The sequence below is a fragment of the Streptomyces sp. NPDC002785 genome, assembly GCF_040295565.1.
Lineage (GTDB): Bacteria > Actinomycetota > Actinomycetes > Streptomycetales > Streptomycetaceae > Streptomyces.
In genome coordinates this window covers 1-23,158 of record NZ_JBEOVN010000116.1, presented here as the reverse complement: position 1 = coordinate 23,158, position 23,158 = coordinate 1, and the positions used below count along the sequence as shown (strand labels likewise).

The 23,158-nt window shown below is 71.5% G+C and carries 14 protein-coding genes; 5 read left to right on the top strand and 9 right to left on the bottom strand.

Annotated features, from left to right (window positions below; genetic code table 11):
* On the top strand, nt 1-1,153 hold a 1,153-nt coding region (locus ABTZ94_RS24150; RefSeq protein ID WP_351203281.1), incomplete at its 5' end, for an alpha/beta fold hydrolase.
* A 461-nt stretch (nt 1,154-1,614) separates the two neighbouring features.
* Here ABTZ94_RS24150 and sbnB read toward each other — a convergent pair.
* The 6 genes from sbnB to ABTZ94_RS24120 all read right to left on the bottom strand — a co-directional run bounded on the left by sbnB (nt 1,615) and on the right by ABTZ94_RS24120 (nt 7,654).
* Complete coding sequence (gene sbnB / locus ABTZ94_RS24145) at nt 1,615-2,622, bottom strand: 2,3-diaminopropionate biosynthesis protein SbnB (RefSeq protein ID WP_351203279.1); 1,008 nt, start codon at nt 2,620-2,622, stop codon at nt 1,615-1,617.
* A 25-nt stretch (nt 2,623-2,647) separates the two neighbouring features.
* On the bottom strand, nt 2,648-3,595 hold the full coding sequence (gene sbnA / locus ABTZ94_RS24140) for a 2,3-diaminopropionate biosynthesis protein SbnA (protein WP_351203277.1): 948 nt from the start codon (nt 3,593-3,595) through the stop codon (nt 2,648-2,650).
* Nucleotides 3,592-4,818, bottom strand: a complete 1,227-nt coding sequence (locus ABTZ94_RS24135) for a glutamate synthase-related protein (protein ID WP_351203275.1) — start codon at nt 4,816-4,818, stop codon at nt 3,592-3,594. Before ABTZ94_RS24135 ends, sbnA begins: the two co-directional genes overlap by 4 nt.
* A complete protein-coding gene (locus ABTZ94_RS24130; RefSeq protein WP_351203274.1) occupies nt 4,815-5,828 on the bottom strand; it encodes an asparagine synthetase A in 1,014 nt (337 codons plus the stop codon). The genes ABTZ94_RS24135 and ABTZ94_RS24130 overlap by 4 nt, the downstream gene beginning before the upstream one ends.
* Before the next feature lie 85 nt (nt 5,829-5,913).
* Entirely contained in the window at nt 5,914-7,197 is a 1,284-nt protein-coding gene (locus tag ABTZ94_RS24125) for a methylaspartate mutase (RefSeq protein WP_351203272.1), read from the bottom strand.
* A complete protein-coding gene (locus tag ABTZ94_RS24120; RefSeq protein ID WP_351203270.1) occupies nt 7,184-7,654 on the bottom strand; it encodes a cobalamin B12-binding domain-containing protein in 471 nt (156 codons plus the stop codon). Before ABTZ94_RS24120 ends, ABTZ94_RS24125 begins: the two co-directional genes overlap by 14 nt.
* Nucleotides 7,655-8,030: 376 nt before the next feature.
* Between ABTZ94_RS24120 and ABTZ94_RS24115 the strand changes: the two genes are divergently transcribed.
* Nucleotides 8,031-13,718, top strand: coding sequence for a non-ribosomal peptide synthetase (locus tag ABTZ94_RS24115; RefSeq protein WP_351203268.1), 5,688 nt, complete (start codon nt 8,031-8,033; stop codon nt 13,716-13,718).
* A gap of 85 nt (nt 13,719-13,803) precedes the next feature.
* On the opposite strand, the gene ABTZ94_RS24110 is transcribed toward ABTZ94_RS24115, so the two are convergent.
* From ABTZ94_RS24110 to ABTZ94_RS24100, 3 genes are all read right to left on the bottom strand, one after another.
* Nucleotides 13,804-14,799 (bottom strand): LuxR C-terminal-related transcriptional regulator, encoded by a 996-nt coding sequence (locus tag ABTZ94_RS24110; RefSeq protein ID WP_351203266.1) that lies wholly within the window; start codon nt 14,797-14,799, stop codon nt 13,804-13,806.
* 775 nt (nt 14,800-15,574) lie between these two features.
* The gene (locus ABTZ94_RS24105; protein ID WP_351203285.1) at nt 15,575-15,727 is read right to left on the bottom strand and encodes an integrase core domain-containing protein; all 153 of its coding nucleotides are present in this window, start codon (nt 15,725-15,727) and stop codon (nt 15,575-15,577) included.
* Nucleotides 15,728-16,244: 517 nt separating this feature from the next.
* Complete coding sequence (locus ABTZ94_RS24100) at nt 16,245-17,831, bottom strand: N,N-dimethylformamidase beta subunit family domain-containing protein (protein ID WP_351203283.1); 1,587 nt, start codon at nt 17,829-17,831, stop codon at nt 16,245-16,247.
* A gap of 354 nt (nt 17,832-18,185) precedes the next feature.
* On the opposite strand from ABTZ94_RS24100, the gene ABTZ94_RS24095 reads away from it, so the two are divergent.
* The 3 genes from ABTZ94_RS24095 to ABTZ94_RS24085 all read left to right on the top strand — a co-directional run bounded on the left by ABTZ94_RS24095 (nt 18,186) and on the right by ABTZ94_RS24085 (nt 23,078).
* The gene (locus ABTZ94_RS24095) at nt 18,186-19,700 is read left to right on the top strand and encodes an MFS transporter (protein WP_351203264.1); all 1,515 of its coding nucleotides are present in this window, start codon (nt 18,186-18,188) and stop codon (nt 19,698-19,700) included.
* A gap of 11 nt (nt 19,701-19,711) precedes the next feature.
* A complete protein-coding gene (locus ABTZ94_RS24090; protein ID WP_351203262.1) occupies nt 19,712-20,743 on the top strand; it encodes a glutathione S-transferase family protein in 1,032 nt (343 codons plus the stop codon).
* Nucleotides 20,744-20,858: 115 nt separating this feature from the next.
* Nucleotides 20,859-23,078, top strand: coding sequence for an NADP-dependent isocitrate dehydrogenase (locus tag ABTZ94_RS24085; RefSeq protein WP_351203260.1), 2,220 nt, complete (start codon nt 20,859-20,861; stop codon nt 23,076-23,078).
* Nucleotides 23,079-23,158 lie beyond the last annotated feature (80 nt).

Genomic DNA, 23,158 nt, shown 5'->3' with positions numbered 1-23,158 from the left:
GCCCCTCACACCCAACGGAAAGGTCGACACCAAGGCCCTCCCCGCGCCAGACCACCACCGACCCGAACTCGCCACCACCTACACCGCACCCCGGAACTCGACGGAGGAGACCATCACCGGAGTGTGGTCCGACGTCCTCGGCATCGACACCATCGGCATCCACGACAACTTCTTCGAACTGGGCGGACAGTCGATCAGCTCGGTGCGGGTGGTTTCTCGGCTGCGGGAAGCCGGTCTGGGCGTCGCCCTCCAGCAGTTGGTGCGGCACCCGACGGTGGCCCAGCTGGCGGCCGCGCTGGACGTCCCACAGGCGGCGTCGGCCGGGCTGGTGGTGCTCCTGTCGTCCGTGGCGGACCCGGAGCTGCCCGTCCTTTTCTGCGTGCACCCGGGCGGCGGCAGCACCCACCCGTACCGGGCTCTCGCACGATGCCTGACGGGCAGGTTCACCGTGTACGGCATCCAGGCGCCGGGACTGAACGCGGACGAGGCGCCGCTCGTCGGGATCGAGTCGATCGCGGACCGGTACTGGCGGGAGATCCGCCGTGTGCGGCCCGCGGGCCTGTGCACCATCCTCGGATGGTCGACCGGCGCGGTGATTGCACACGCGATGGGTGTGCAGGCCCCGGAGGAGGTGGCCGGTCTGTACCTGCTGGAGCCGGCGGTGACCGGCGACGACCAGCGGGACCACTTCCAGCGACACGCCGAGGTGTACCGTCGGGTGAACGAGCTGTGGCGCCGCGGTCAGGACGAGCACGGTGCCGAACGGGCCGCGACGGAGCGGGAGCTGCGGCGTCTGGCTCCGGAGATGAACCTCGATGAGGACCTGGTCACGCTCGACGAGTGGCTTCCCCTTGCGGTGCTGGAGGCCGAGGTGCGCTCGCTCGCCGCCTACCGGCCCGGCCGCTCGGCGGCCAGGGCGACGCTGTTCGTCAGCGACACGGTGCGCGACGGCAGCGGCGACGAGGTACCGGAGACCCAGTACCTCGCCCACTGGCGCGGGCTTTACCCGGCAGGTCTGGCCCAGCGGGCGATGCCGGGTCGTCACATGGAGATGGTCAGGGGCGACGAGCAACTGGACGCCGTGGTCTCCGTGTTGCGGGAGGCGGCGCGGGCCGGCGGCGCCGACCGGGAACGGGAGCTGCTGCAGGTCTGACCGTGGATCGTCGCCGGAGTACGGGAGCCGGCAGAGCCGACGAGGGGTCCACCACGGAAACGTGGTGGGCCCCTCGTCATGTTCGTCGGCTCGCCGTCGTCCGTGAGCGGCGGTGGCCGTGGCCTGGGGAGCGCGCCGCCCTGCTCGGTCCCTTCTCGCCCGGCCCCACCGGGGCTCCACCCGGACCGGCCAGGCCGGACCGCGCGGTGCACCGGGGCCGGGTTGTGGGGGCCCGGCCCGTGCTGTCGGCCCGGGGCGGCGCGGGGCTTCGGAGCCTCAGGGTCTCCCTGCCCGGCGCTGCCCCGGGCCCCGCTGCCGGTGACGTCTCCACCCCGGTCCTCCCGCATTCCCTCCCTGCCCCTTTCGGCGCACATGCCGACGCCCCGGTCCCGTGGTCCCACCATGTGTTCGGTGGGAGCGCGAGACCGGGGCGTCGGAGGATGCGGCCGGTGCCGCTCGGCTCACCAGCGCTTCAACTCGGGGAAGAAGCCCGGTATCTCGGTGGCGCGACCGGTGCGCAGGGCGGTTCGGTAGATGTGGTAGCCGACGGCCAGGTCGAGGACGCCGAGGCCGAACGGGGAGAAGACGGTGGGGCGGTCGTGGGCCAGGGTCACATCGCCGCGCAGCACGTCGGCCAGCGTGCCGTCGATGAAGTCGCGCGTGCCGTACTCCATCTCCGTCAGATGGGGCGAGGTCTGCGCGGTGAGGCAGTGGTCGATGTCGTCCAGGACGTTGTGGCACTTGATCATGACAGTGGGGTGGATGTCGCGCAGGGACAGGTTCAGGATGAGCTGGCCCGGCAGGAGGGTCTGCCGGTCCGTCAGCCAGGGCGCCGGTGTGGTGGTGGCGAGGATGACCAGGTCGGCGGTGGCCAGGGCCGCGTCGATCTGTGCCACGGTGCGGGTCTGCCAGCCGTGGGTGCCCGCGGCGTAGGCGGCGAAGGTCTCGGCGTACGCGTCGACGTGGTCGTGGACCAGGCATTCACGGACGTTGGTGCCGCGCGCCGCGAGGAAGTCGGAGACGGTCCGGCCGATGACGCCGGCGCCGACGAAGAGCACCGTCTTCGGGCTGTCGCCGTCGGCGAGGGTCTCCACGGCGAGCGCGGCGGACGCCGCGGTGCGGGCGGCGCTGATGCCGGACGCCTCCAGGCAGGCGAACGGGTAGCCGGTCTCGGCGTCGTTCAGCAGGAGGACGGCGGAGGCGCGCGGCAGGTTCTGGCTCACGTTCTGCGGGTAGCTGGCGATCCACTTGAGGCCGGAGACCGGTGTGTCGCCGCCGAGGTGGGCGGGCAGAGCGATGATCCGGGCGCCGGGATCGTGCGGGAAGCGCAGGAAATGGCTGTTGGGGTTCACGGTGGCCCCGCGGCCGTGTTGGAGGTAGGTCTCCCGCACGAGGTCCAGGACGTCCGACGGCGCGGAGTCGATGACATCCTGGGCAACGGAGCCGTCGATCACGTGGAAGGTTGACATCGGTGGTTGCCTTTCGCAGGCGGGATCAGGTGAGGACGCCGAAGTTCCGCTCGACCCAGTCGTTGTTGTAGACCGTGCCGAGGTAGCGCTCGCCGAGGTCGGGAGAGATCGCGGCGATGCGGGAGCCGGCTGGGATGGTGTCGGCGCGGCGGCGGACGGCGGCCAGGACCGAGCCGGTGGAGCCGCCGGTGAGCAGGCCGTGGGTGCGGGCGAGCAGCCGGCACTCGCGTACGGCGTCCTCCTCGGCGACCAGCACCACGTCGTCGGCGAGGCCGGGTTCGAACAGTTCGGGGATGCGGCTGGCGCCCAGTCCGGGGATGCGTCGCGGGCCGGTTGCGGCGCCGAAGATGACGGAGCCGAGGGCGTCGACGGCCACGATCCGGGTGTGCGGCGAGAACTCGCGCAGGTATTGCGCGCAGCCGACGAACGTGCCGGTGGAGCCGACGCCGATGAACAGGTAGTCGAGATGCTGGACCGTCTTGAGCAGGGTGCGCGCGGTCTGTTCGTAATGGGCGCGTGGGTTGGCCGGGTTGGCGTACTGGTTGAGCCAGACCACGGTCGGGTCCGCTTCGATGTGGCGCCGGATGTGGGCGATGCGGGACTGGAGGAAGCCGCCGTTGGCGTCGACGGTGTCGACGACGACCACCTCGGCGCCCAGGGCACGCATGTGATCGATGCTGGTGGCGTTGGTGTTCGGGTCGACGACGCAGGTGAAGCGGTAGCCCTTGGTGGCGCAGATGGAGCTGAGGGCGATACCGAGGTTTCCGGACGAGGACTCGATGACGTGGGCGCCCGGCGCGAGGACGCCACGGTGCTCGGCGTCCTCGATGAGGCTCAGCGCGGTCTTCAGCTTGACGGAGCCGGCCGGGTTGAGGCCCTCGATCTTCAGGAAGAGGTCCGAGCCGGGCACCATCCGGGGCAGCAGGACGAAGAGGTCGTCGGTGACCAGCTCGTAGGTGTGCTCGTAGATCATGACCGGGGCTCCCAAAGGTCTTCGGGGCCGGTCTCCTCCGCCGCGTAGCGGCCCAGTGCGCTGACAGCCATGCGCAATTCCAGTGCCATGGCGTCCAGCAGGCGTTCGAGGCCGTGCTCGGGGTCCTCGTCGGCGGCGATCAGTGCGGCGCGGCCGAGGCCGACGGCGCGGGCGCCGAGGGCGAGCAGCTTCACGGCGCGGATGCCGTCCCAGACACGTCCGCTGGCGAGGAGGGTGCGGCCGGCGGGGTCGACGCGGCGCAGGCATTCGGTGAGGGGCAGTCCGACGTGGCCGAGGAAGCCGGTCGGGGCCCAGCCGGTGCCGCCCTCGGCACCGTCGACGGCGACGGCGTCGGCGCCGGCGTCCCAGGCGATGGCGGCGGCTTGGCCGACGTCGCGGCCGGGGAAGAGCTTCACCCAGCAGCGGGCGCGCGGGTAGTTGTTGCGCATGAGCTGGATCTGCCGGCGGAAGATCTCGTCGGTGAAGGTGCCCGGGCTCGCGCAGCGCAGGATCGAAGAGGCGCTGGGGCCCAGCCGTTCGACGGCGTACTGTCCGGCGAGGTCGGCCGCGACCGCTTCGCTGATCATGGTGAGGCCGCCGAGGCCGGGCTTGGCACCCTGGCCGACCTTGAGTTCGAAGCCGAGGCGGCCGGTGGTCAGGAGGCGGGTGATGGCGGGGTCGCTGTAGACATGGTTCCAGACCTCGGAGTCGGCGTCCTCGGTGCTCTGCTGGACACAGATGCCGCCTACGCCGTCGGGGAGTTCCTCGCAGTACGCCTGGACGCGTTCCAGCAGGCCCTTGCGGTGGTCGTCGCCGCTGGAGCGGAAGCCGTTCATGGGGGCGACGTTCTCGCCGATGACCATGGGGATGCCGAGCCGTCCGGCCTGGCGGCTGAGGGCGAGGCTGGTGCCGGTGACGCGGGTGGAGCCGAGCGCCGACAGGTAGACCGGCAGCGGGGCGGTGAAGCCGCCGAGGGTGGTGTCGAGGCGGACATCGGAGTAGAGGGGTTCGCGGCCGAGGTCGATGAGCTTGGCCAGGCGGCCCGGCATGAAGACGGGCGGGGCCAGGCGCAGTCCGTCGATCTCGTCGCCGGCGGATTCGGGGGCGGCGCCGAAGACGGCGGTGCCGTAGCTGTTCAGGGGCGGGAAGACGGCGGCGGCGCCGTCGCGGGCCCGGGCGCGGACGGTGTCCTCGGGCAGGCCGGGTGCAGCCAGTTGGGTCACGGCGACACGACCCCCGCGATCTTCGGGAAGGCTGTGGTCCGCCAGACGGAGTCCAGGCCGGTGACCCATCGGGTCAGGCGCTCCAGGCCGATCCCGAAGCCGGCGCTGCTGGGGATGCCGTGCCGGGCGACGTCGAGGTACCAGGCGTACTTGGAGGGGTTCTCGCCGGTTTCGCGCATCCGGGTGACCAGGGCCGCGTAGTCGTACTCGCGTTCGCTGCCGCTGCACAGTTCGCCGCAGCCCTCGGGGGCGATGAGGTCGAAGTTGAGCAGGGTGCCGGGCTCGGCCGTGCTCTCCTTGTCGTAGAAGCCGCGGGAGCCCTTGGGGTAGCCGACGATGAAGAACGGGGCGTCGGCCTGGCGGGAGATGCGCTCCTCGGCCTCCCACTCGATCTCGGTGTCGGCGGCATGCGGGTACCCGTCGCGGCGCAGGCCGTCGACGACCTCGCCGTGCGGGACGCGGGCGAACGGCCGGGCCACGCGGCGGCGCAGGGCGTCGGGGTCGCGGCCGAGGACGGCGAGGTCGTCGCCGCACTCGTCGACGACGGTGGTCACGGCGTGGCGGACCAGCCGCTCGGCGACGCCCATGGCGTCGTCCCGGGTGGCGCCCGCGTACTCGACGTCGATCTGCCGGAACTCGGTGAGGTGGCGGTGGGTGCTGCTGGTCTCGACGGGTTCGAGGCGGACGTTGGGCGCGACGAGGAAGATGCGGTCGAAGGCCAGCAGCGATGCCTGCTTGTAGAGGATGGCGCTGGTCATCAACTTGTAGCGGTGGCCGTAGTAGTCGACGTCGACCTGCTTGGCGCCGCGCGAGCCCGGGTCGGTGACGGGGCCGATGACCGGGTGGGCCATCTCCACGGCGCCGTCGGAGCGCAGGAAGGAACGGGCACCGGCCATGAGTGCCTGCTGGATGCGCAAGGCCGCGTGGGTGCGCGGGTCGCGCAGGTGCTCCAACGGTGAGGGCAGTGCGGCGGCCTCGGGTGCCGACGGGAGATCTATCTGAAGTGTCATGTCTGTCGTGTCCTGTCCTGTCGTTGCCGGGTCGGGGGCACCAGCCACCGGTGGCGGAGGGGCGCCGGGGCGGGGGCCGCTCGGATCAGCTCGCTCTGTCGAGGCGGGCGGCGGGGTCGTCGTAGCGGTTCTTGACGTGGTTGAGCGCTTGCAGCAGTCCGGACGAGGTCAGCCGCCGGGACGGCTGTGCGGCGGTGGGCCGGCCGAGCGGGAGCGACCCGGTGCGGGACCACTCCAGCCGGTTGCGGTCGGAGATGAAGCTGCGGGTGCGCCCCGCGTTGTCGGGGTGCAGGCAGAAGGGGACGTCGAGGTAGCCGTGGGCGAAGGCGCGGATCAGGGCCTGGCCGAGGTCGTCGTGCAGGTTCAGGACGGCCTCGACGAGGGAGCGGGCCTCCGCCTCGATGCCGGTGGACGGCGGCGGAGCGGCCGGCCGCGTGGTGCGGGCGGCAGCGGCGGCGGTCTCCAGCGCGATGACGTTCTCCTCGACGGAGGGGATGCGGGCCGACTCCGCCGGCGTCTTGACGATGAGCCGGGTGGCGCCGGTGCGCACGGCGAGCCGGGCGGCGTCCGCCACGAGCCGCAGCGCACCGTCCCAGGTCTCCGGGTAGACGCCCATGTACGCGTAGACGACCACGTGCCAGGAGGTGTCCGGGAGTTGGTCGGCGGCGAGGGCGCGCAGCGCGTGGACGGCCTCCTCGTCCTGTTCGCTGCTGGTCTGCTGGGCGTAGCTGAGGGAGATGCTGCGCAGGCCGTGCTGGCGGAAGAACATGGCTTCCAGGACGGAGAGGGCGACGAGCAGGGAGGGCGGGCAGAGCTGGCCCAGCATGCAGCCGCCGAAGGTCTCCAGGTGCGGTTCGGTGCCGGCCTCGCGCAGGGCGGCGAGCCTGCGGCATGCTTCGGCCCAGGCGCGGACCGAGGTGGCCAGCGGGGTGCGGCCGTAGGGCAGGCAGTAGGAGACGGGGCCGCCCTCGGTGGCGTCGAGTCCGGCGGCGATGAGGGCTTCGACGATCCGGCCGGGCCGTGCGGAGCCGTGCCGTACCTGGACCGGGAAACCGGGTCCGTGGACGCCGTCGAGGAGACCGGTGGTGGTCTCGATGGGCATGCTGACCAGTGGATAGCCGTTGAGGTGGTGGTCTTGGGCGACGGCGCGGGCGGCGGCGGCGTAATCGCCGACGCGGGTGAAGCTGTCCAGGGTGAGGGTGCCGACGGTGGTGGCGTCGGCGGCACGGGTGGCGATCAGGCCGGTGCGCATCCGGGCGGGGTCGGCGAAGCCCATACGGGGCTGCACGACGAGGCTGCCGGTGCGGGCGGCGTCGGCAATGAAGCGGTGGAAGGCGCCGCCGACGGGGGCGGGTTCAGCGGACGGCATCGGCGTGGGACCTTCCGTGCCGGTGCTCGGGCAGGGCGTCGAGCAGGGCGAGCAGTCCGGGGACGGCGTTCGCGCCGGTCAGGACGGCGTCGAAGCCGGCGTCGGTGAGCGAGGCGTGGACGTCTGGGGCGATGGTGCCCGAGGTGTCCAGCTTGCCTCCGACGACGAGCGGCACCCTGGCCAGCGCCGGCACGGCGCGCACCGCGCGGGCCAGGCCCGTGGCCTCCTCGGCGCCGTGTCCGTTGACCGTGCTGACGACGATGAGGCCGGGCGTGCGGGCCGTGGCCTCCTCGATCAGGACATCGACCGGGACGCACGCGCCGAGATTGGTGACCTCCCAGCCCTGTTCCTCGAGCAGTAGTTGCAGGAAGAGCAGGTTCCAGGTGTGTGAGTCCGAGGCGATGGTGGTCAGGACTGCGTGGTGCGGGCTGTCCGGGGGCTGGCGATGCGGGTACACGACCGGCTTTTCCTCTCGACACCGTGATGGGGCCGCGACCGCTGCGATCGGGCCGGGTACCCGTGAAATCGCCCTTTGTGGGGGCGTCCGGGCTGTGCACTAGTGACGCCGTCCATGGTGGCCAGCGGTGATCGCGAGCGGCACTGGGCAGTTGTGACCATCCCGAGGGGCGTCATTTGTGTCCACTGGGGTCGCGCGTCCGCGCGTCCTAGCCTGCTCGTCGCGGACGTTCGGTGCCGGTGCTCGCGGTTTTGTCGGCGGCACGGTCCCCGGCCCGCCCGGAGGCCCCCGCCCTGCCCCTCGCCGCGCGCCGTACGACGTGCCGCCCGTGAACCGCTTGTACCGCTGACGATGTCCTGACGATGGGGAGTGAACGGTGGCTGATCACCAGCTGGGGGAGTGGCGGCACGCACTGGCGGGCCTCGAGCCGCTGGAACTGCCGTCGGACCGCCGGCCGTCGGACGACGGACCGGGCCTTGCGGACCGGGTCCCGTTCGACGTGCCCGCCCGCACCGCCGACGCGCTGGCCGCGCTGGCCCGCGACCGGGGCGTGGAGCTGCCCGCGGTCCTGCTGACGGTGTTCCACACGCTGCTGGCGCGGCACGCCGGCCGGGGCGACGTCCCGGTGGCTGTGCCGGCGGACGGCACGCGGGACACGGATGCGGCGATCGTGGTGCGGGGCGCGGCCGGCGACCCGGCGTTCACCGAGGCCCTGGCGCATGTCGCGCGAGGCATGGCGGACGCCGTCGGCCGTGGTCCGGTGCCGCTCGCGGTGCCGGCGGAAGCGGCCGGCGGCGCGGTGGCCGCTGTGGCGTGGTTCGCGTGGCGCACAGCCGGCCGGGAGGCCGCCGCGTTCCCGCCGGACGCGCACGTCACGCTGGAAGTCGTCGCGGACGGCGGGGGGCTGAGCGGTGTCCTCGGCTACCGGACCAATCTGTTCGAACGGGCAACGGCGGAGCGGATGGCGGGGCACCTCGCGACGCTCGCGCGTTCCGCCGCCGACGCGCCCGGGGAGTCGCTCAGCGCGCTGGAGATGCTGACGGAGCCGGAGCGGCACCGGATCCTGACCGAGTGGAACGGGCCGCGGTCCGCGTTCCCGGACACCGCGACCGTACACCGGCTGGTGGGGGAGCGGGCCGCGCTCCAGCCCGACGCGGTGGCCCTGGAGCACGGCGGGCAGCGGCTGACCTACCGGGAGCTGGACGAGCGGGCCGAGGGGCTGGCGCAGTACCTGGCGGAGCGGGGCGTCGGCCCCGGCGCGCTGGTCGCGGTGTGCCTGGACCACGGCCCGGACCTGGTGTGCGCGCTGCTCGGCGTGCTCAAGTCGGGTGCCGCCTACGTGCCGTTGGACCCGGCCTACCCGGCCGAGCGGCTGAGGTACATGGTCGAGGACAGTGCCGCGCCGGTGGTGGTGACGCAGTCCGCGCACGCGGGCCTGTTTGCGCCGGGCACCGCGCTGCTGCTGGCCGACCGGGAGTGGCCGGCCGGCACCGGCACCGTCCCGGTCGCCGCTGCGGGCCCGGACGACGTGGCGTACGTCATCTACACCTCGGGTTCGACGGGCCGCCCCAAGGGCGTGCGGGTCGGGCACCGCGGTGTCGTCAATTACCTGCACTGGTGCGACCGGAATTATCCTCCGGCGCCCGGTGCGCGGATCGGTTCGCTGCTGTGCTCGTCGGCGGCTTTCGACCTGACGGTGACCGCGCTGTTCCTGCCGCTGGTGCAGGGGCTGTGCCTGGTGGTGCCGCGGCCGGAGCCGGGACGCGGCGTGTTTGACGCGGCCGTGGACATCGTCGCGACCGGTGTCCCGATCAGCTTTCTGAAGGCAACGCCCTCGCACCTGGAGCTGCTGACCGCTCGGCTGGAGCAGGACGGCGTCCGGCACGGCATTGCCACGGTGGTCGCAGGTGGCGAGGACCTGACACCAGCGCTGGCGCACCGGGCGCTGGCCCTGGGCACCGGGGACACCGCGATCGTCAACGAGTACGGGCCGACCGAGGCGACCGTCGGCAACGTGGTCAGCCGGACGGTGTCGGTGGACCCGGCGGCGGACCACGTGCCGATGGGCCGGGCGATCGACAACACCGAGGTGTACGTGGTCGGGGCGCACGGTGAGGTCCAGCCGGTCGGAGTGCCCGGTGAGCTGCTGATCGGCGGTGTCAACGTGGCCCTCGGCTATCTGGGCCGGCACGATCTGACCGCTCGGCGGTTCGTGCCGCACCCGTTCTCGGCCGATCCCGAGGCACGCGTGTACCGCACCGGCGACCTGGTGAAGTGGCTGCCGGACGGGCGCTTGGTCTACCTGGGCCGTATGGACGACCAGGTCAAGCTGCGTGGGCACCGGGTGGAACTCGGAGAGATCGAGAACGCCCTGCTGTCCCGGCCGGCCGTCGCGGCGGCCGCGGTCGTGGTCCGCGAGGACGTCCCGGGCGACAAGCGGCTGGTGGCGTACCTGGTGCCGGCCGGCGGCACGGCCGTGGCCGTGGCCGGGCTGCGCGCGGCGCTGGCGCGGGAGCTGCCCGAGCACATGCTGCCCGCCCGGTACGTCGTGCTGGAGCGACTGCCGCTCACCCCGAACGGCAAGGTGGACCGGCGGGCGCTGCCCGCGCCCGAGGGCCACCGCCCGGACGTCTCCGCCGCGTTCGCCGCGCCGCGTACACCCACACAGCGGGCGGTCGTCGGCATCTGGGCCGAGCTGCTGGGCGTCGATGAGGTCGGCGCGGACGACGATTTCTTCGAGCTGGGCGGTCACTCCCTGCTGGCCGTCCGGATCGCCTCCCGCCTGCGTCGGGACCTCGGGGTGGACGTGCCGTACCGGACGCTGTTCGACGCGCCGACGCCGGCGCTGCTGGCGACGGCCGTGGACGCGCTGGATCCGGGGACCTGCGCCGCGATCCCGCGGGCGGACCGGTCGGCGGGTGCCCTGCCGCTGTCTTTCGCGCAGCAACGCCTTTGGTTTCTGGACCAGTTGGCGCCGGGCCGGGCCGAGTACGCGATCCCGGTGGGGCTGCGGGTCGAGGGGGACTTCGCGCCGGACGCGTTCGGTGCCGCGCTGACAGCCCTGGCCGCCTCGCACGAGATCCTGCGGACCCGGTTCGTCGCGGACGCCACGGGACGTCCGTTCCAGGTCGTCGACGCCGTGCGGGAGGTGGCGGTGGACGTCCACGACGCTCGGCACCTCGGTGCCGGCGTCGCGCGTGAGATGCTGCGCGAGGCGGCGGGACGGCCGTTCGACCTGGCCGCCGGGCCGCTGCTGCGTGCGGTGGCGGTGCGGGTGGCCGACACGGAGTGGCTGCTGCTGCTCACGGTGCACCACATCGTCTCCGACGGCTGGTCGGAGGGCATCCTGGCTCGAGAGCTGGGCGAGCTGTACGGCGCGGCGGTGGCCGGCCGGCCGTGCACCCTGGCCTCCCTCGGCCTCCAGTACGCGGACTTTGCGAGTTGGCAGCGCGAGGTGCTGGACGGTCCGGCGCTGGCGGGGCAGTCGGCGTATTGGCGGGAGCGGCTCGCCGGAGTACGGCCGCTGGAACTGCCGGCCGACCACCGGCGGCCGGCCGAGCGGTCGGGCCGGGGCGGCACGGTGTCCTTCTCGGTGCCCGCCGACGTGGCCGGCGCGGCCCGGCGGCTGGCGGCGGGGCAGGGGGCGAGCCTGTTCATGTCGCTGCTGGCGGTGTTCCAGCTGCTGATGGCGAAGTACAGCGGTCAGGAGGACATCGCGGTCGGCAGCCCGGTCGCCGGTCGTAACCGTGCCGAGACGGAGGATCTGATCGGTTTCTTCGTCAACACCCTCGTCCTGCGCACCGACCTGTCCGGCGACCCGGCGTTCACCGAACTCCTCGACCGGGTCAAGGACACCGCCCTCGGTGCCTACGACCACCAGGACCTGCCCTTCGAACGACTCGTGGAGGAACTCGCCCCCGACCGCGACCTGTCCCGCAACCCCCTGTTCCAGACGATGTTCGTGTTCCAGAACACGCCGGACGAGCACGGCTGGAGCCTCCCGGGGCTGGACGTGGAGCCGTTCACGGTCACGCTGCCGGACGCCAAGTTCGACCTCACCCTGATGATGTCCGAGGACGCGGACGGCGGACTGCGCGGCGCCCTGGAGTACCGGACGGACCTCTTCGAACGGGACACGGTCGCCCGGCTGGCCGGCCACCTGGGCACACTGCTGGAGACGGTGGCCCGCGAGCCCGCGGCACGGCTGTCCCGGCTGTGCCTGCTCACTGCCGAGGAAGGGCGGCGGACGGTGGTCGAGTGGAACGACACCGCGGCCGCCTTCCCGGACACTGCCACGCTGCACGGCCTGTTCGAGGAGCGGGCGGCACAGCAGCCGGACACGGTGGCCGTCGAGGAGCCGCAGGGCACGCTGACCTACGGCCAACTGAACGCGCGTGCCAACCGGATCGCCCACCACCTGCGCACTCGGTACGGAGTGCAGCCGGACATGCCGGTCGCGGTGTGCCTGGAGCGTGGCCCCGATCTGGTGACGGCCGTGCTGGGCGTCCTGAAGGCGGGGGCGCCGTATGTGCCGCTGGATCCGGACTATCCGGCGGAGCGGCTGGCGTACATGGTGCGGGACACCGCGACCCCGGTCGTCCTCACCGGCTCCGCGCACACCGGCCGGCTGCCCTCGAACGTACCGTTGCTGCTGCTCGACGAGGACACCGCGACGCTGGCCGGCGAGCCGGACACCGATCCCCTGCCAGTCGCCGCAGCGCACAACCTTGCCTACCTGATCTACACCAGCGGTTCCACCGGCCGCCCCAAGGGCGTCCAGGTCGAGCACCGCAGCCTGGTCAATCTGGTGCACTGGACGGCGCGGGAGTACGGGCTGGAACCCGGGCAGCGGATCGCGCTGCTGGCCGGGATCGGTTTCGACGCGGCGGCGTGGGAGCTGTGGCTCGGCCTGATCCGCGGCGCGACCTGCTGCGTCACCACCGAGACTGTCCGGCTCACCCCGCATCTGCTGCGGGACTGGCTGTGCGAGCAGCGCGTCCACGCCACGTTCCTGTCCACGCCGATGCTCGAGGCCCTGGCGGCGCTGCCGTGGGCGGCGGACAGCACCCTCGACTACGTGCTGACCGGCGGTGACCGGCTGCGGATGCCGCCGCGGGCACGGCTGCCGTTCCGCGTGGTCAACAACTACGGACCCACCGAGACCACGGTCGTCGCCACCTCGACGGTGGTCGAACCCGGCGACGCGGTCCCGCCGATCGGCCGGCCCATCTCCAACGCCCTGGCGTTCGTGGTGGACCAGCACGGCCGACCGGTGCCGGTCGGGGTGCCCGGCGAACTCCTCGTCGGGGGCGTGCCGGTGGCCCGCGGCTACCGGGGCAGGCCGGAGCTGACCGAGGAGAGGTTCACCGCGTACGAGGCCGAAGGGGTGAGCACCCGGGTGTACCGCACCGGTGACCTGGTGCGGTGGCGGGCGGACGGGCAGCTCGAGTTCCTGCGGCGGATCGACAACCAGGTGAAGATCCGCGGCAACCGCATCGAGCTCGGCGAGGTCGAGTCCACATTGCTGACCCACCCCGGCATCGGCGAGGTCAGTGTGGTCGTCCGCGAGGACACGCCCGGCGACAAGCGGCTCGTGGCGTATCTCGTGGCCACCGGCACGGACGCGCCGAGCACCGCGGATCTCCACGCCCACCTGGGGCGGTTCCTGCCCGACTATATGATCCCGGCGGCGTTCGTCACGCTGGAGCGCCTCCCACTGACCGCCAACGGCAAGGTGGACCGGGCGGCCCTGCCGGTGCCGGATCACCAGCGGCCGGATCTGGGGAGGGAGTACACGGCGCCGCGCAACGCCGTCGAGCGGACTGTCACCGCCGTGTGGCAGGAGCTGCTGGGCATCGACCGCGTCGGCGTGCACGACAACTTCTTCCAACTGGGCGGGCATTCGCTGCTCGCCACGCAGGTGGCCTCCCGGCTGCGGAAGGCGCTGCGGGTCGATGTGCCGGTGCGAGCCGTGTTCGACTCTCCCACCCCGGCGCAACTCGCCCAGGGCATCGCCGACCTGATGATGGCGGCGATCACAGCGCAGTTCGCGCCGGCCAGGTGACCGCACCCGGTGCCACACCATGAAGGGGCCGGACCTCGGCGACGAGGTCCAGCCCTTCACGGCCCGGTACGCCAGGTGGGACGGTTCAGGCCATGTCCTCGGCGCGGATGCCGCCGCTGGCGAGCGCGAGTGCGCCGAGCTGAAACCGGCTCTGGGCACCGAACCGGTCGGTCAGCTTCTCCGAGAGTCGGCGCACCGTGCGCAGTGAGACGTCCATCCGGCGGGCCGCCGCCGCGTCCGTGAGCCCTTGCGCCCACAGCCGGAGCACGTGCTGCTCCTGGAGGGAGAGGTTGCCGCGGGTACGGGGGCGTGCCTCCGCGAGCGGCAGGGCTTCCTTCCACAGCCGGGCGAACAGGGTCGCGAAGGCTTCCGTGACCGACTCGACGCCGCACGCCATCGCGCCGACCACGCTGCGGCCGCTCGTGACCGGCACGACGGCGTGCCTGCGGTCGGAGACGATCATCCACACCGGCAGCGACGGCAGGGTGCGGACGGCGCCGCCGCACTCCTCGTTCCGGCGCAGGCGCTCCGTCGCCTCGGGGTCGTTGCGGACGCTCTCCAGCACGATGGCGCGAGCGGGCGTACCGCGTCGCCGCAGGATTTCGTCCAGCGAGTGGCCGGCCTCGAAGGCCGCCGCGTCCGGCCGCTCGGCCGGTCCGACGGTCAGCCATTCGTTCGCGCACTCATCGGCGAGAAAGGTGATGTGCCGCCACACGGCGTCCGCGCCGGCCAGCCACTTGACGTCCGGAACGCTCTCCCGGCCGCCGCGCCCGCGCTCCGACAGCAGCCGCGTCACCTCCAGTCGGCTGCCCTCCACCTGGAGCCGGTGGCGGGCTAATTCCTCCTGCTGCCGGGTGAGCATCGCTGCCAGCCCGACCTCCGGGTCGATCGGCCGCCAGCCGCTGGCGGAGTCCCCCGGAACGACGAGCAGCAGGGCGGACAGCCGCTCCAGCCCGCCCCGGACCGTTTCCTCGGTCTCTTTCAGTTGCGCGGCCAGCTCGGCCACCTTCGCGCCGGGCCGGTCGACCATCGAGATGTACACACTCCGTGCAACGGAGTCGATACCCAGAGAGGTCCGCATGTCGTGCGCTCCTGTATGTCTTGTCGTACGGCACCTGTTGGCTGTGGGACACGAGTCGAGTTCGGACCGGCGGCGCTCCCTCGGGACGTCACCGCGGGAACCCGCCGGCCGGACACCAGTAGAGCGGGTGCCGCAGCGACGGCGGATGCGGGATGATCCCCCAAGTTCCTTTGGGACAACCACTCGTGGGGCGGGCGAAGACACTGCCACGGATGGCTCCCGCGCCTCGACGAGCCGGTCTCCCGCGGCCGGAGCGCACACCGGACCGGACACCATTGCGCACGCCGTCCTGTTCGCAGGCCGCCGACGAGTCGCCTTCCGTGCTCGTCGGCGGGCGCGACCGGACGGAGATTGCACAGGCCGTAGCAGCGCTGTGCGATCGGACGGCCGATCAGGCCGCCGCGTGCTTACGATGATCGGGCGACCGGCCAAGCCCTGCGGGCCTGCACGACACGCAAGCGCGGCAGACAGGGCCGTGTAGTGGCGGCCGGGGTCGCGTGTGTCCCCCATGGTGCGTCGTGCATGCCCCCATATACCCGCTGGGCCGACCACCCGCCCGTACGCCCCTCGGCCGGACGCCCCTCGGCCGGACGGCACCCGGTCGCACCCTCAGCCGCGCGCACGCCGCTGACCTGCCTCGTCGGGCGGCACGGCCGCGGCCGGTCGTCCTCCGACGCCGCAGCGCTCCGTGCGCCCCCCTACCTCACCGGTCAGCGGGCCGAGGATATGGGGGACAGTCCCCCATGAGGTGTCCCCCGGAGCGTGGACACGGGGCTCATGCTGCGAGTGTGAGTTTACGTGCTCTCTGCTGTTGTTGTTCGAACTCGGCTGGCGAGAGGTAGTTGAGGGCGCTGTGGCGCCTGCGTGCGTTGTAGTAGGTGAGCCACTGGAAGATCTCCAGCCTCGCCTGACGCACCGTCGAGAACAGCCTCTGGTGCTCCTACGGCGCGGCCCACCATGACCTGATGCCGATTTTCCTGAAGAGTCGTCAGATTGAATCACGGGCGCTCGGGGGTGCTGAGATGTGTTGGCTCAGGCCCAGTATCGAGGGAATGCCGCCGTTGGTCACGGACTGCGGCCCCGCATCCTGACCGGCGGTGGCCGGGGTCTCCCGTCGGCCCTGGCAGTAGCCGATCGGAGTATCAACGGCCGCACCCTGTTCAACACGCCCTACTTCCCCGCGGGCGCGTCCTGTTGCAGCCAGGGGACGCGGCCTCGGCGGCGTAGGTGACGAGGCTCGTCCAGGACGGCGGAACGCGGGCGCTCGTATGCAACGGGGAGGCGCGGCCCTGCGAGGAACTCATGCTGCGCTGCGCCGTCTTCTTCCGACGGCTCACCTGAGGTACCGGCCACCCCCGCCGAAGAATCCGGGGCGGCCCTCGATCGTCCGGCCCGGCTGCGTCTGTAGACAAACAGTGTTCGCCGACAGGGTGGTACCCAGGGCGTCATCGTGGTGCCGACGCGTACACGTCTCTCACGTTGTCCCTGGGTTTCGGCCTGCTCCGGCCGCACGGACCCGCCGCGAACGCATGGAGCAGATTCTCTGTGGCGCGGGTGACGAAGGCCCCCGTGCGGGCGTCCATGCCGTGGTTGCGTCCGTTCTCGCGGGTCCCCGCCATCATAGCCTCGACCCATCGCATCGTTCCGGAGGCGAAGACGCCCGCTCCGCTCGGCACGGTGTAGTAGGCGGAGTCGGCATGACTGTGCCTGCCCTTGCACACGAGAGGGGAGTGGGCGATGATCTCGAGCGGCGCCGGGGTGGGCATGTGCGGAGTGACCCGGTCGTACTCCACCCCGACCAGATGGTCGAAGGAGTCTCCTCGCTTCACGCCTGTCCCCTCGAAGAGCCAGTGGTCGCTCCGGTGGACGACATACGGGGCGTCCACGGGAAAGCCCTCGTAGAGCACACCGGTCAGGGAGGACTCGGGGGAGGCGCCGGGCGGCTGGCGGAAGTCGTTGGTCGGCATGTCCGGGTGGTCGGCGAGGTACGGGTCTTTCCGGTAGTCGGTCTTGTAACAGACGACGGTGCGGTCGGCGCCGGTGGCGTCCGGCTCCAGCCTGATCCTGCGGAAGCAGGTGTTGGCGCCGAGGAAGGCCACGTTGGTGCCCGCGTCGCGCGCCCGGGTGACGTATGCGCGCTGCTGCGGCGTCCAGTACTCGTCATGTCCCAGTGAGAGGGCTCCGGCGGCACCTTGGAGAATGCCGGGGTCGCGATGGATGTCCGCGCCGGTGGTGTAGGCGAGCGGGATGCCCAGCCTCTCGGCCAGTACCACCGCCGCCCGTTCGTAAACCATGAACTTCTCGGCGCCGTTGCCGTCATAGGGACGATCGAAGCTCACAGCGAGCGAACGCGTGCCGTATGCACCGTCCTTGCCCTGGTAGAGGCTGTAGCCACCCCACACGTTGTACGCCTGCCATGTCGCTACGGCGTGCATCAGCACGATTCTGCCCGCCGCGCTCGCCGAGCGGACGATCACGGGTACATAGCGCTGGTGGCCGTTGTCCGCGTCCAGCCGGAGCAGATACGCGCCCTCCGGCCAGCCGGCGGTGCGGACACGGAGCGTGCGTCGCCAGTCGGCCCGTACGGTACGGGTGACCTGGAGCAGCCGGGGGCGGGCCTGGACCGACCCGGCAACACGGCGCGAACGCCAGATCAGTCGCGCCTGCGCCCCGTCGTACCAGCCGACCCGGTATGCCGAGACCCGGAATGTGGGAGCGGTGGTGGACACGTACATGCCGAACTCCTCACCCGGCAACACGCTCACCCTGTCGGTATAGCCCTCGATGGCCCCGGGCGGGCCCACCGAACGGATACGCCAGTCGGAGTCCCCCGCCCGAGGACTCTCCCCTTCCTCAGTGCCCCGGGCGGCGCCCGTCGGGGCGGATCCGGTGCCGCTCCCCACGGTCGCGGAGGACCGGCAACCGGTCACCGCCACGCCCCCGGCCACCGCGCCGCCCGCCGCCGCGGTGAGGAACAGCCTGCGGTCCAGCCGTCCTGGGCTCCCGGTGTTCTGTTCCTCACCATGCTTCATATCGATCGCCAAACCCGTTCCGCAGCGCTGTCACAGGCCATGGTCACCCGCCACCTGCTCGGGGACTACCCGGGGGAGCCGAACCGGGGACGTACGTCGTCCGAGACCGTTCGGGTTCTCGGTGCGGCCTCGGGCCCAGGGCGTCCGGCCAGGGGCATCCCGGAGAAGTCCGACCAGGCCCGCAACCGCAAGAAGCTCGGCTCCCGGGGCGGCCGGCCTCGCACGTCCGACAACGCCGACTGCACAGAGCGCCATGTGCGCGGTGCTGCCCGTCCACTGCAACGGATGCCGGAAATCCGCCTTCGCGGCCCTGCCGGAACGAGGATCGGGGTGCTTGGTCCTAGGGTGCGAGCCATGGCAGAGAGTGCAGCTCACCGGGGTGCTGCGGGGTGGGACGGTCACTCTGCCTCCGGCCCCGGCACCCCCGACCCGCGCCGCTGGAAGGCCCTCGCGGTGTGTCTGATCGCGGGGTTCATGACCCTGCTGGACGTATCCATCGTCAATGTCGCCCTGCCGTCGATCCGGGAAGGGCTCCACACCCCGGAGTCCGACCTGCAATGGGTCCTCTCCGGCTACTCGCTCGCCTTCGGTCTGTTTCTGATCCCTGCGGGACGGCTCGGTGACGCGCGGGGACGACGCGTGGTGTTCATGGCCGGGCTCGCCCTGTTCACCCTGGCATCAGCGGCCTGCGGAGCCGCTCAGTCCAGTCGCTGGCTGGTGATCGCCCGCCTGATCCAGGGCCTTGCCGGAGGCATGATCTCGCCACAGATCTCCGCGTTGATCCAGCAGATGTTCTCCGGTCAGGAGCGCGGCCGGGCCTTCGGTATGTTCGGCAGCGTGGTCGCCATCTCCACCGCTGTCGGCCCGCTCGCCGGTGGCCTGCTGATCCAGGCGGCCGGGGCCGAGCAAGGCTGGCGCTGGGTGTTCTACGTCAATCTGCCGCTCGGCGTCGTCTGCCTTCTGCTTGCCCGACGCCTGCTCCCGGACACCCCAGCGGCCGGCCACGTGCGTCTGCGTGATCTCGATCCCCTCGGCGTGCTGCTGCTCGGCACGGGTGTACTGGCTCTGCTGCTGCCCTTCGTGCAGTCGCAGCAGTGGCCCGGCAACCGGAAGTGGCTGCTGATCGCGGTGGCCGTGGCGCTGCTCGCCGTCTTTGTCGGCTGGGAATCCCGATGCGGCAGACGCGGCACGCAACCGGTGGTCGACCTGTCGCTCTTCCGGGTCCGCTCCTACTGGCTGGGCTGTCTGCTGAGCCTGATGTACTTCGCCGGATTCACCTCGATCTTCTTCATCACCACGCTCTACCTGCAGAGCGGACTGCACTACTCCGCCCTGCAGGCGGGACTCGCCATCACACCTTTCGCACTGGGCGCGGCCGTAGCGGCGAGCCCCGGCGGCCGAATGGTCGGCCGATTCGGGCGCCCCCTCGTCGTAGCCGGGCTGACCACGGTGGCCGTGGGGCTGGCGGCCACGGCACTGGCTGTGCATCTGGTGCCGGGGCGGGGCGCGGGGTGGGCGATGGCGGCCCCGCTGCTCCTGGGGGGTCTGGGCAGCGGCCTGGTCGTCGCCCCGAACCAGACACTGACCCTCTCCCGAGTGCCGGTGGCCAGGGCGGGGAGCGCCGGCGGAACCCTCCAGACCGGCCAGCGCGTCGGGTCGGCGATCGGGATTGCCGCGGTCGGTTCGATGTTCTTCGCCGAACTGGGCGGCGACGGGTGGGCCACCGCGTACGACCACGGGCTCGTCGTCGCGGTCGCCTTCGTCCTGGTCGCTCTGCTCATCGGGCTGGCAGATGTGCGCGGGGAGCGTCGCAGCAGGAGTCGTACACACCGGTCCGTCCGCAGTCCGGCCGTGGGGAGAACACCATGAAGGAGAGCGAGATGAGCGCGACCACCGGCGCGGGGACCGATGGCAACGCGGCGTACGGGCACAAGGCCTTCAAACGGTCCAGGAGCCATTTCGCCGACCGCATCACCGCCGACGGCCGGGATGGCCGGCCCGTCGAGGCCGGCCGCTACCGGCTGGTCGTCAGCCGCGCCTGCCCGTGGGCGAGCCGCGCACTCGTGTCCCGGCGGCTCCTCGGGCTGGAGGCAGCCCTCTCGCTGGCCGTCGCCGATCCCATCCAGGACGACCGCAGCTGGCGCTTCACCCTGGACGAGGGCGGCAGGGACCCGGTGCTCGGCATCAGATACCTGAGTGAGGCGTACAACGCAAGGGAGCGGGACTACCCCGGCGGGGTCAGCGTGCCCGCGATCGTCGACGTACCCAGCGGCAGGCTCGTCACCAACGACTTCCAGCAGATCACGCTGGACTTCGCGACCCAGTGGACCGAGCTGCACCGGCAGGGGGCACCCGACCTGTATCCCGAGGGCCTGCGTGACGAGATCGACGAGGTCATGCAGGGCATCTACCACGATGTGAACAACGGCGTGTACCGCGCGGGCTTCGCGGCGCAGCAGTCCGAATACGCGGCTGCCTACCAGGATGTGTTCGGCCGCATGGACCTGGTGTCCGAGCGTCTCGCGGACCGGCGCTATCTCGTCGGTGAATCCCTCACCGAAGCCGACATCAGGCTGTTCACCACACTGGTGCGCTTCGACGCCGTCTACCACGGACACTTCAAATGCAACCGCGCGAAGCTGGCCGAGGACCGCGTCCTGTGGGCGTACGCCAGAGACCTGTACCAGACCCCCGGTTTCGGCGACACGGTCGATTTCCACCACATCAAGCAGCACTACTACCGGGTCCACACGGGCATCAACCCCACCGGCATCGTGCCCGTCGGCCCCGATCTGTCGGGCTGGCTGACCCCGCACCACCGGGAAGAGCTGGGGGGACGCCCGTTCGGCGACGGCACCCCGCCGGGTCCGGTGCCGCCCGGGGAGGAAGTCCCGCCGTCGGGGCGTCCCTGAACCCGGAGGCCGTGGCGGCTCCTGCCGAAGCAGGGGGCAGGGCCCTGTCGAGTCGGCATCGATCACGAGATATCTTGATGTCAAGCAATGTTGCAGACGTGGAGCGGAGCACAGGGTGACTGACTCGACCATCATCTATACACACACCGACGAGGCCCCGGCCCTGGCGACGTATTCGTTCTTGCCCGTGGTCCAGGCCTATGCCTCGACGGCCGGGGTCAATGTCGAGAGCCGCGACATCTCGCTGGCCGGGCGCATCATCGCCGGCTTCCCCGAGCGCCTTGAGGAGAGCCAGCGCGTCGACGACGCGCTCGCCGAGCTCGGTGCGCTGGCCAAGAAGCCCGAGGCCAACATCATCAAGCTGCCGAACATCTCGGCTTCGGTCCCGCAGCTGAAGGCTGCCATCGCCGAGCTGCAGGCGCAGGGCTACGCACTTCCGGACTACCCGGACGACCCGCAGACCGATGAGGACAAGGACGTCCGCGCACGTTACGACAAGGTCAAGGGCAGCGCGGTGAACCCCGTGCTGCGCGAGGGCAACTCCGACCGCCGCGCCCCCGCCTCGGTCAAGAACTACGCCAAGGCGCACCCGCACCGCATGGGCGCCTGGTCGGCAGACTCGAAGACGAACGTCGCCACCATGGGCGTCGACGACTTCCGCTCCACCGAGAAGTCCACGGTCATCGCCGAGGCCGGTTCGCTGCGCATCGAGCTCGCGGGCGACGACGGCAGCACCACTGTGCTGCGTGAGTCGGTGCCGGTGCTCGCGGGCGAGGTCGTCGATGTGGCGGTCATGCGCGTCGCGGCCCTGCGCGAGTTCTTCACCGCGCAGGTTGCCCGCGCCAAGGCCGAGGGCGTGCTGTTCTCCGTCCACCTCAAGGCCACCATGATGAAGGTCTCCGACCCGATCATCTTCGGACACGTGGTCCGCGCCTTCTTCCCGAACACCTTCGCCAAGTACGGCGATGTGCTCGCCGCCGCCGGCCTCTCCCCGAACGACGGCCTCGGCGCCATCCTCAAGGGCCTGGACTCCGTGCCTCAGGGCGCCGAGGTCAAGGCTTCCTTCGAGGCCGAGCTCGCCGAAGGCCCCGCGCTGGCCATGGTCGACTCCGACAAGGGCATCACCAACCTGCACGTACCGAGCGATGTCATCGTCGACGCCTCCATGCCGGCCATGATCCGCACCTCCGGTCACATGTGGGGCCCGGACGGCAAGGAGGCCGACACCCTCGCGGTGCTCCCCGACAGCAGCTACGCGGGTGTCTACCAGGTCGTCATCGACGACTGCCGCGCCAACGGCGCCTTCGACCCGTCGACCATGGGCTCCGTGCCGAACGTCGGCCTGATGGCGCAGAAGGCCGAGGAATACGGCAGCCACGACAAGACCTTCGAGATCCCCGCCACCGGCACGGTGCGGGTCGTCGACGGCAGCGGCAACGTCGTGCTGGAGCAGGCCGTGGGCGCGGGCGACATCTTCCGCATGTGCCAGGCCAAGGACCTGCCGATCCAGGACTGGGTCAAGCTCGCCGTCACCCGCGCCCGCGCCACCGGCGTCCCGGCCGTGTTCTGGCTCGACGAGGACCGCGCCCACGACGCGCAGCTGATCGCCAAGGTCAAGACGTACCTCGCCGACCACGACACCGACGGCCTGCAGATCGAGATCATGTCGCCGGCGAAGGCGACCGCGTTCTCGCTGGAGCGCATCCGCCGCGGCGAGGACACCATCTCGGTCACGGGCAATGTGCTGCGTGACTACCTGACCGACCTGTTCCCGATCCTTGAGCTGGGCACGAGCGCGAAGATGCTCTCCGTCGTCCCGCTCATGAACGGCGGCGGACTGTTCGAGACCGGTGCGGGCGGCTCCGCGCCCAAGCACGTCCAGCAGCTCGTCAAGGAGAACTACCTCCGCTGGGACAGCCTGGGTGAGTTCTTCGCCCTCGCGGCCAGCTTCGAGCACCTGGCGACGACCACGGGCAATTCGCGTGCCCAGGTCCTCGCGGACACCCTCGACCGCGCGACCGGTACCTTCCTCAACGAGGACAAGTCGCCGAGCCGCAAGCTGGGTGGCATCGACAACCGCGGCAGCCACTTCTACCTGGCCCTCTACTGGGCCCAGGAGCTGGCGCAGCAGACCGACGACGCGCAGCTCGCCCAGGCGTTCGCCGGGCTCGCGAAGACGCTGGGAGAGCAGGAGCAGACCATCGTCGACGAGCTGATCGCGGTGCAGGGCTCCGCGGCCGACATCGGCGGCTACTACCAGCCCGACCCGGCCAAGGCCTCGGCCGTCATGCGCCCGTCGGCGACGTTCACCCAGGCCATCGCCGGCCTGCGCTGACGAGACCGGTGCGGGAGGGGGCGTCCCGGCGCCCCTCACCCCTCGTCCCTTCCGCCCCGGCCGGCATCATGCCCGGCCGG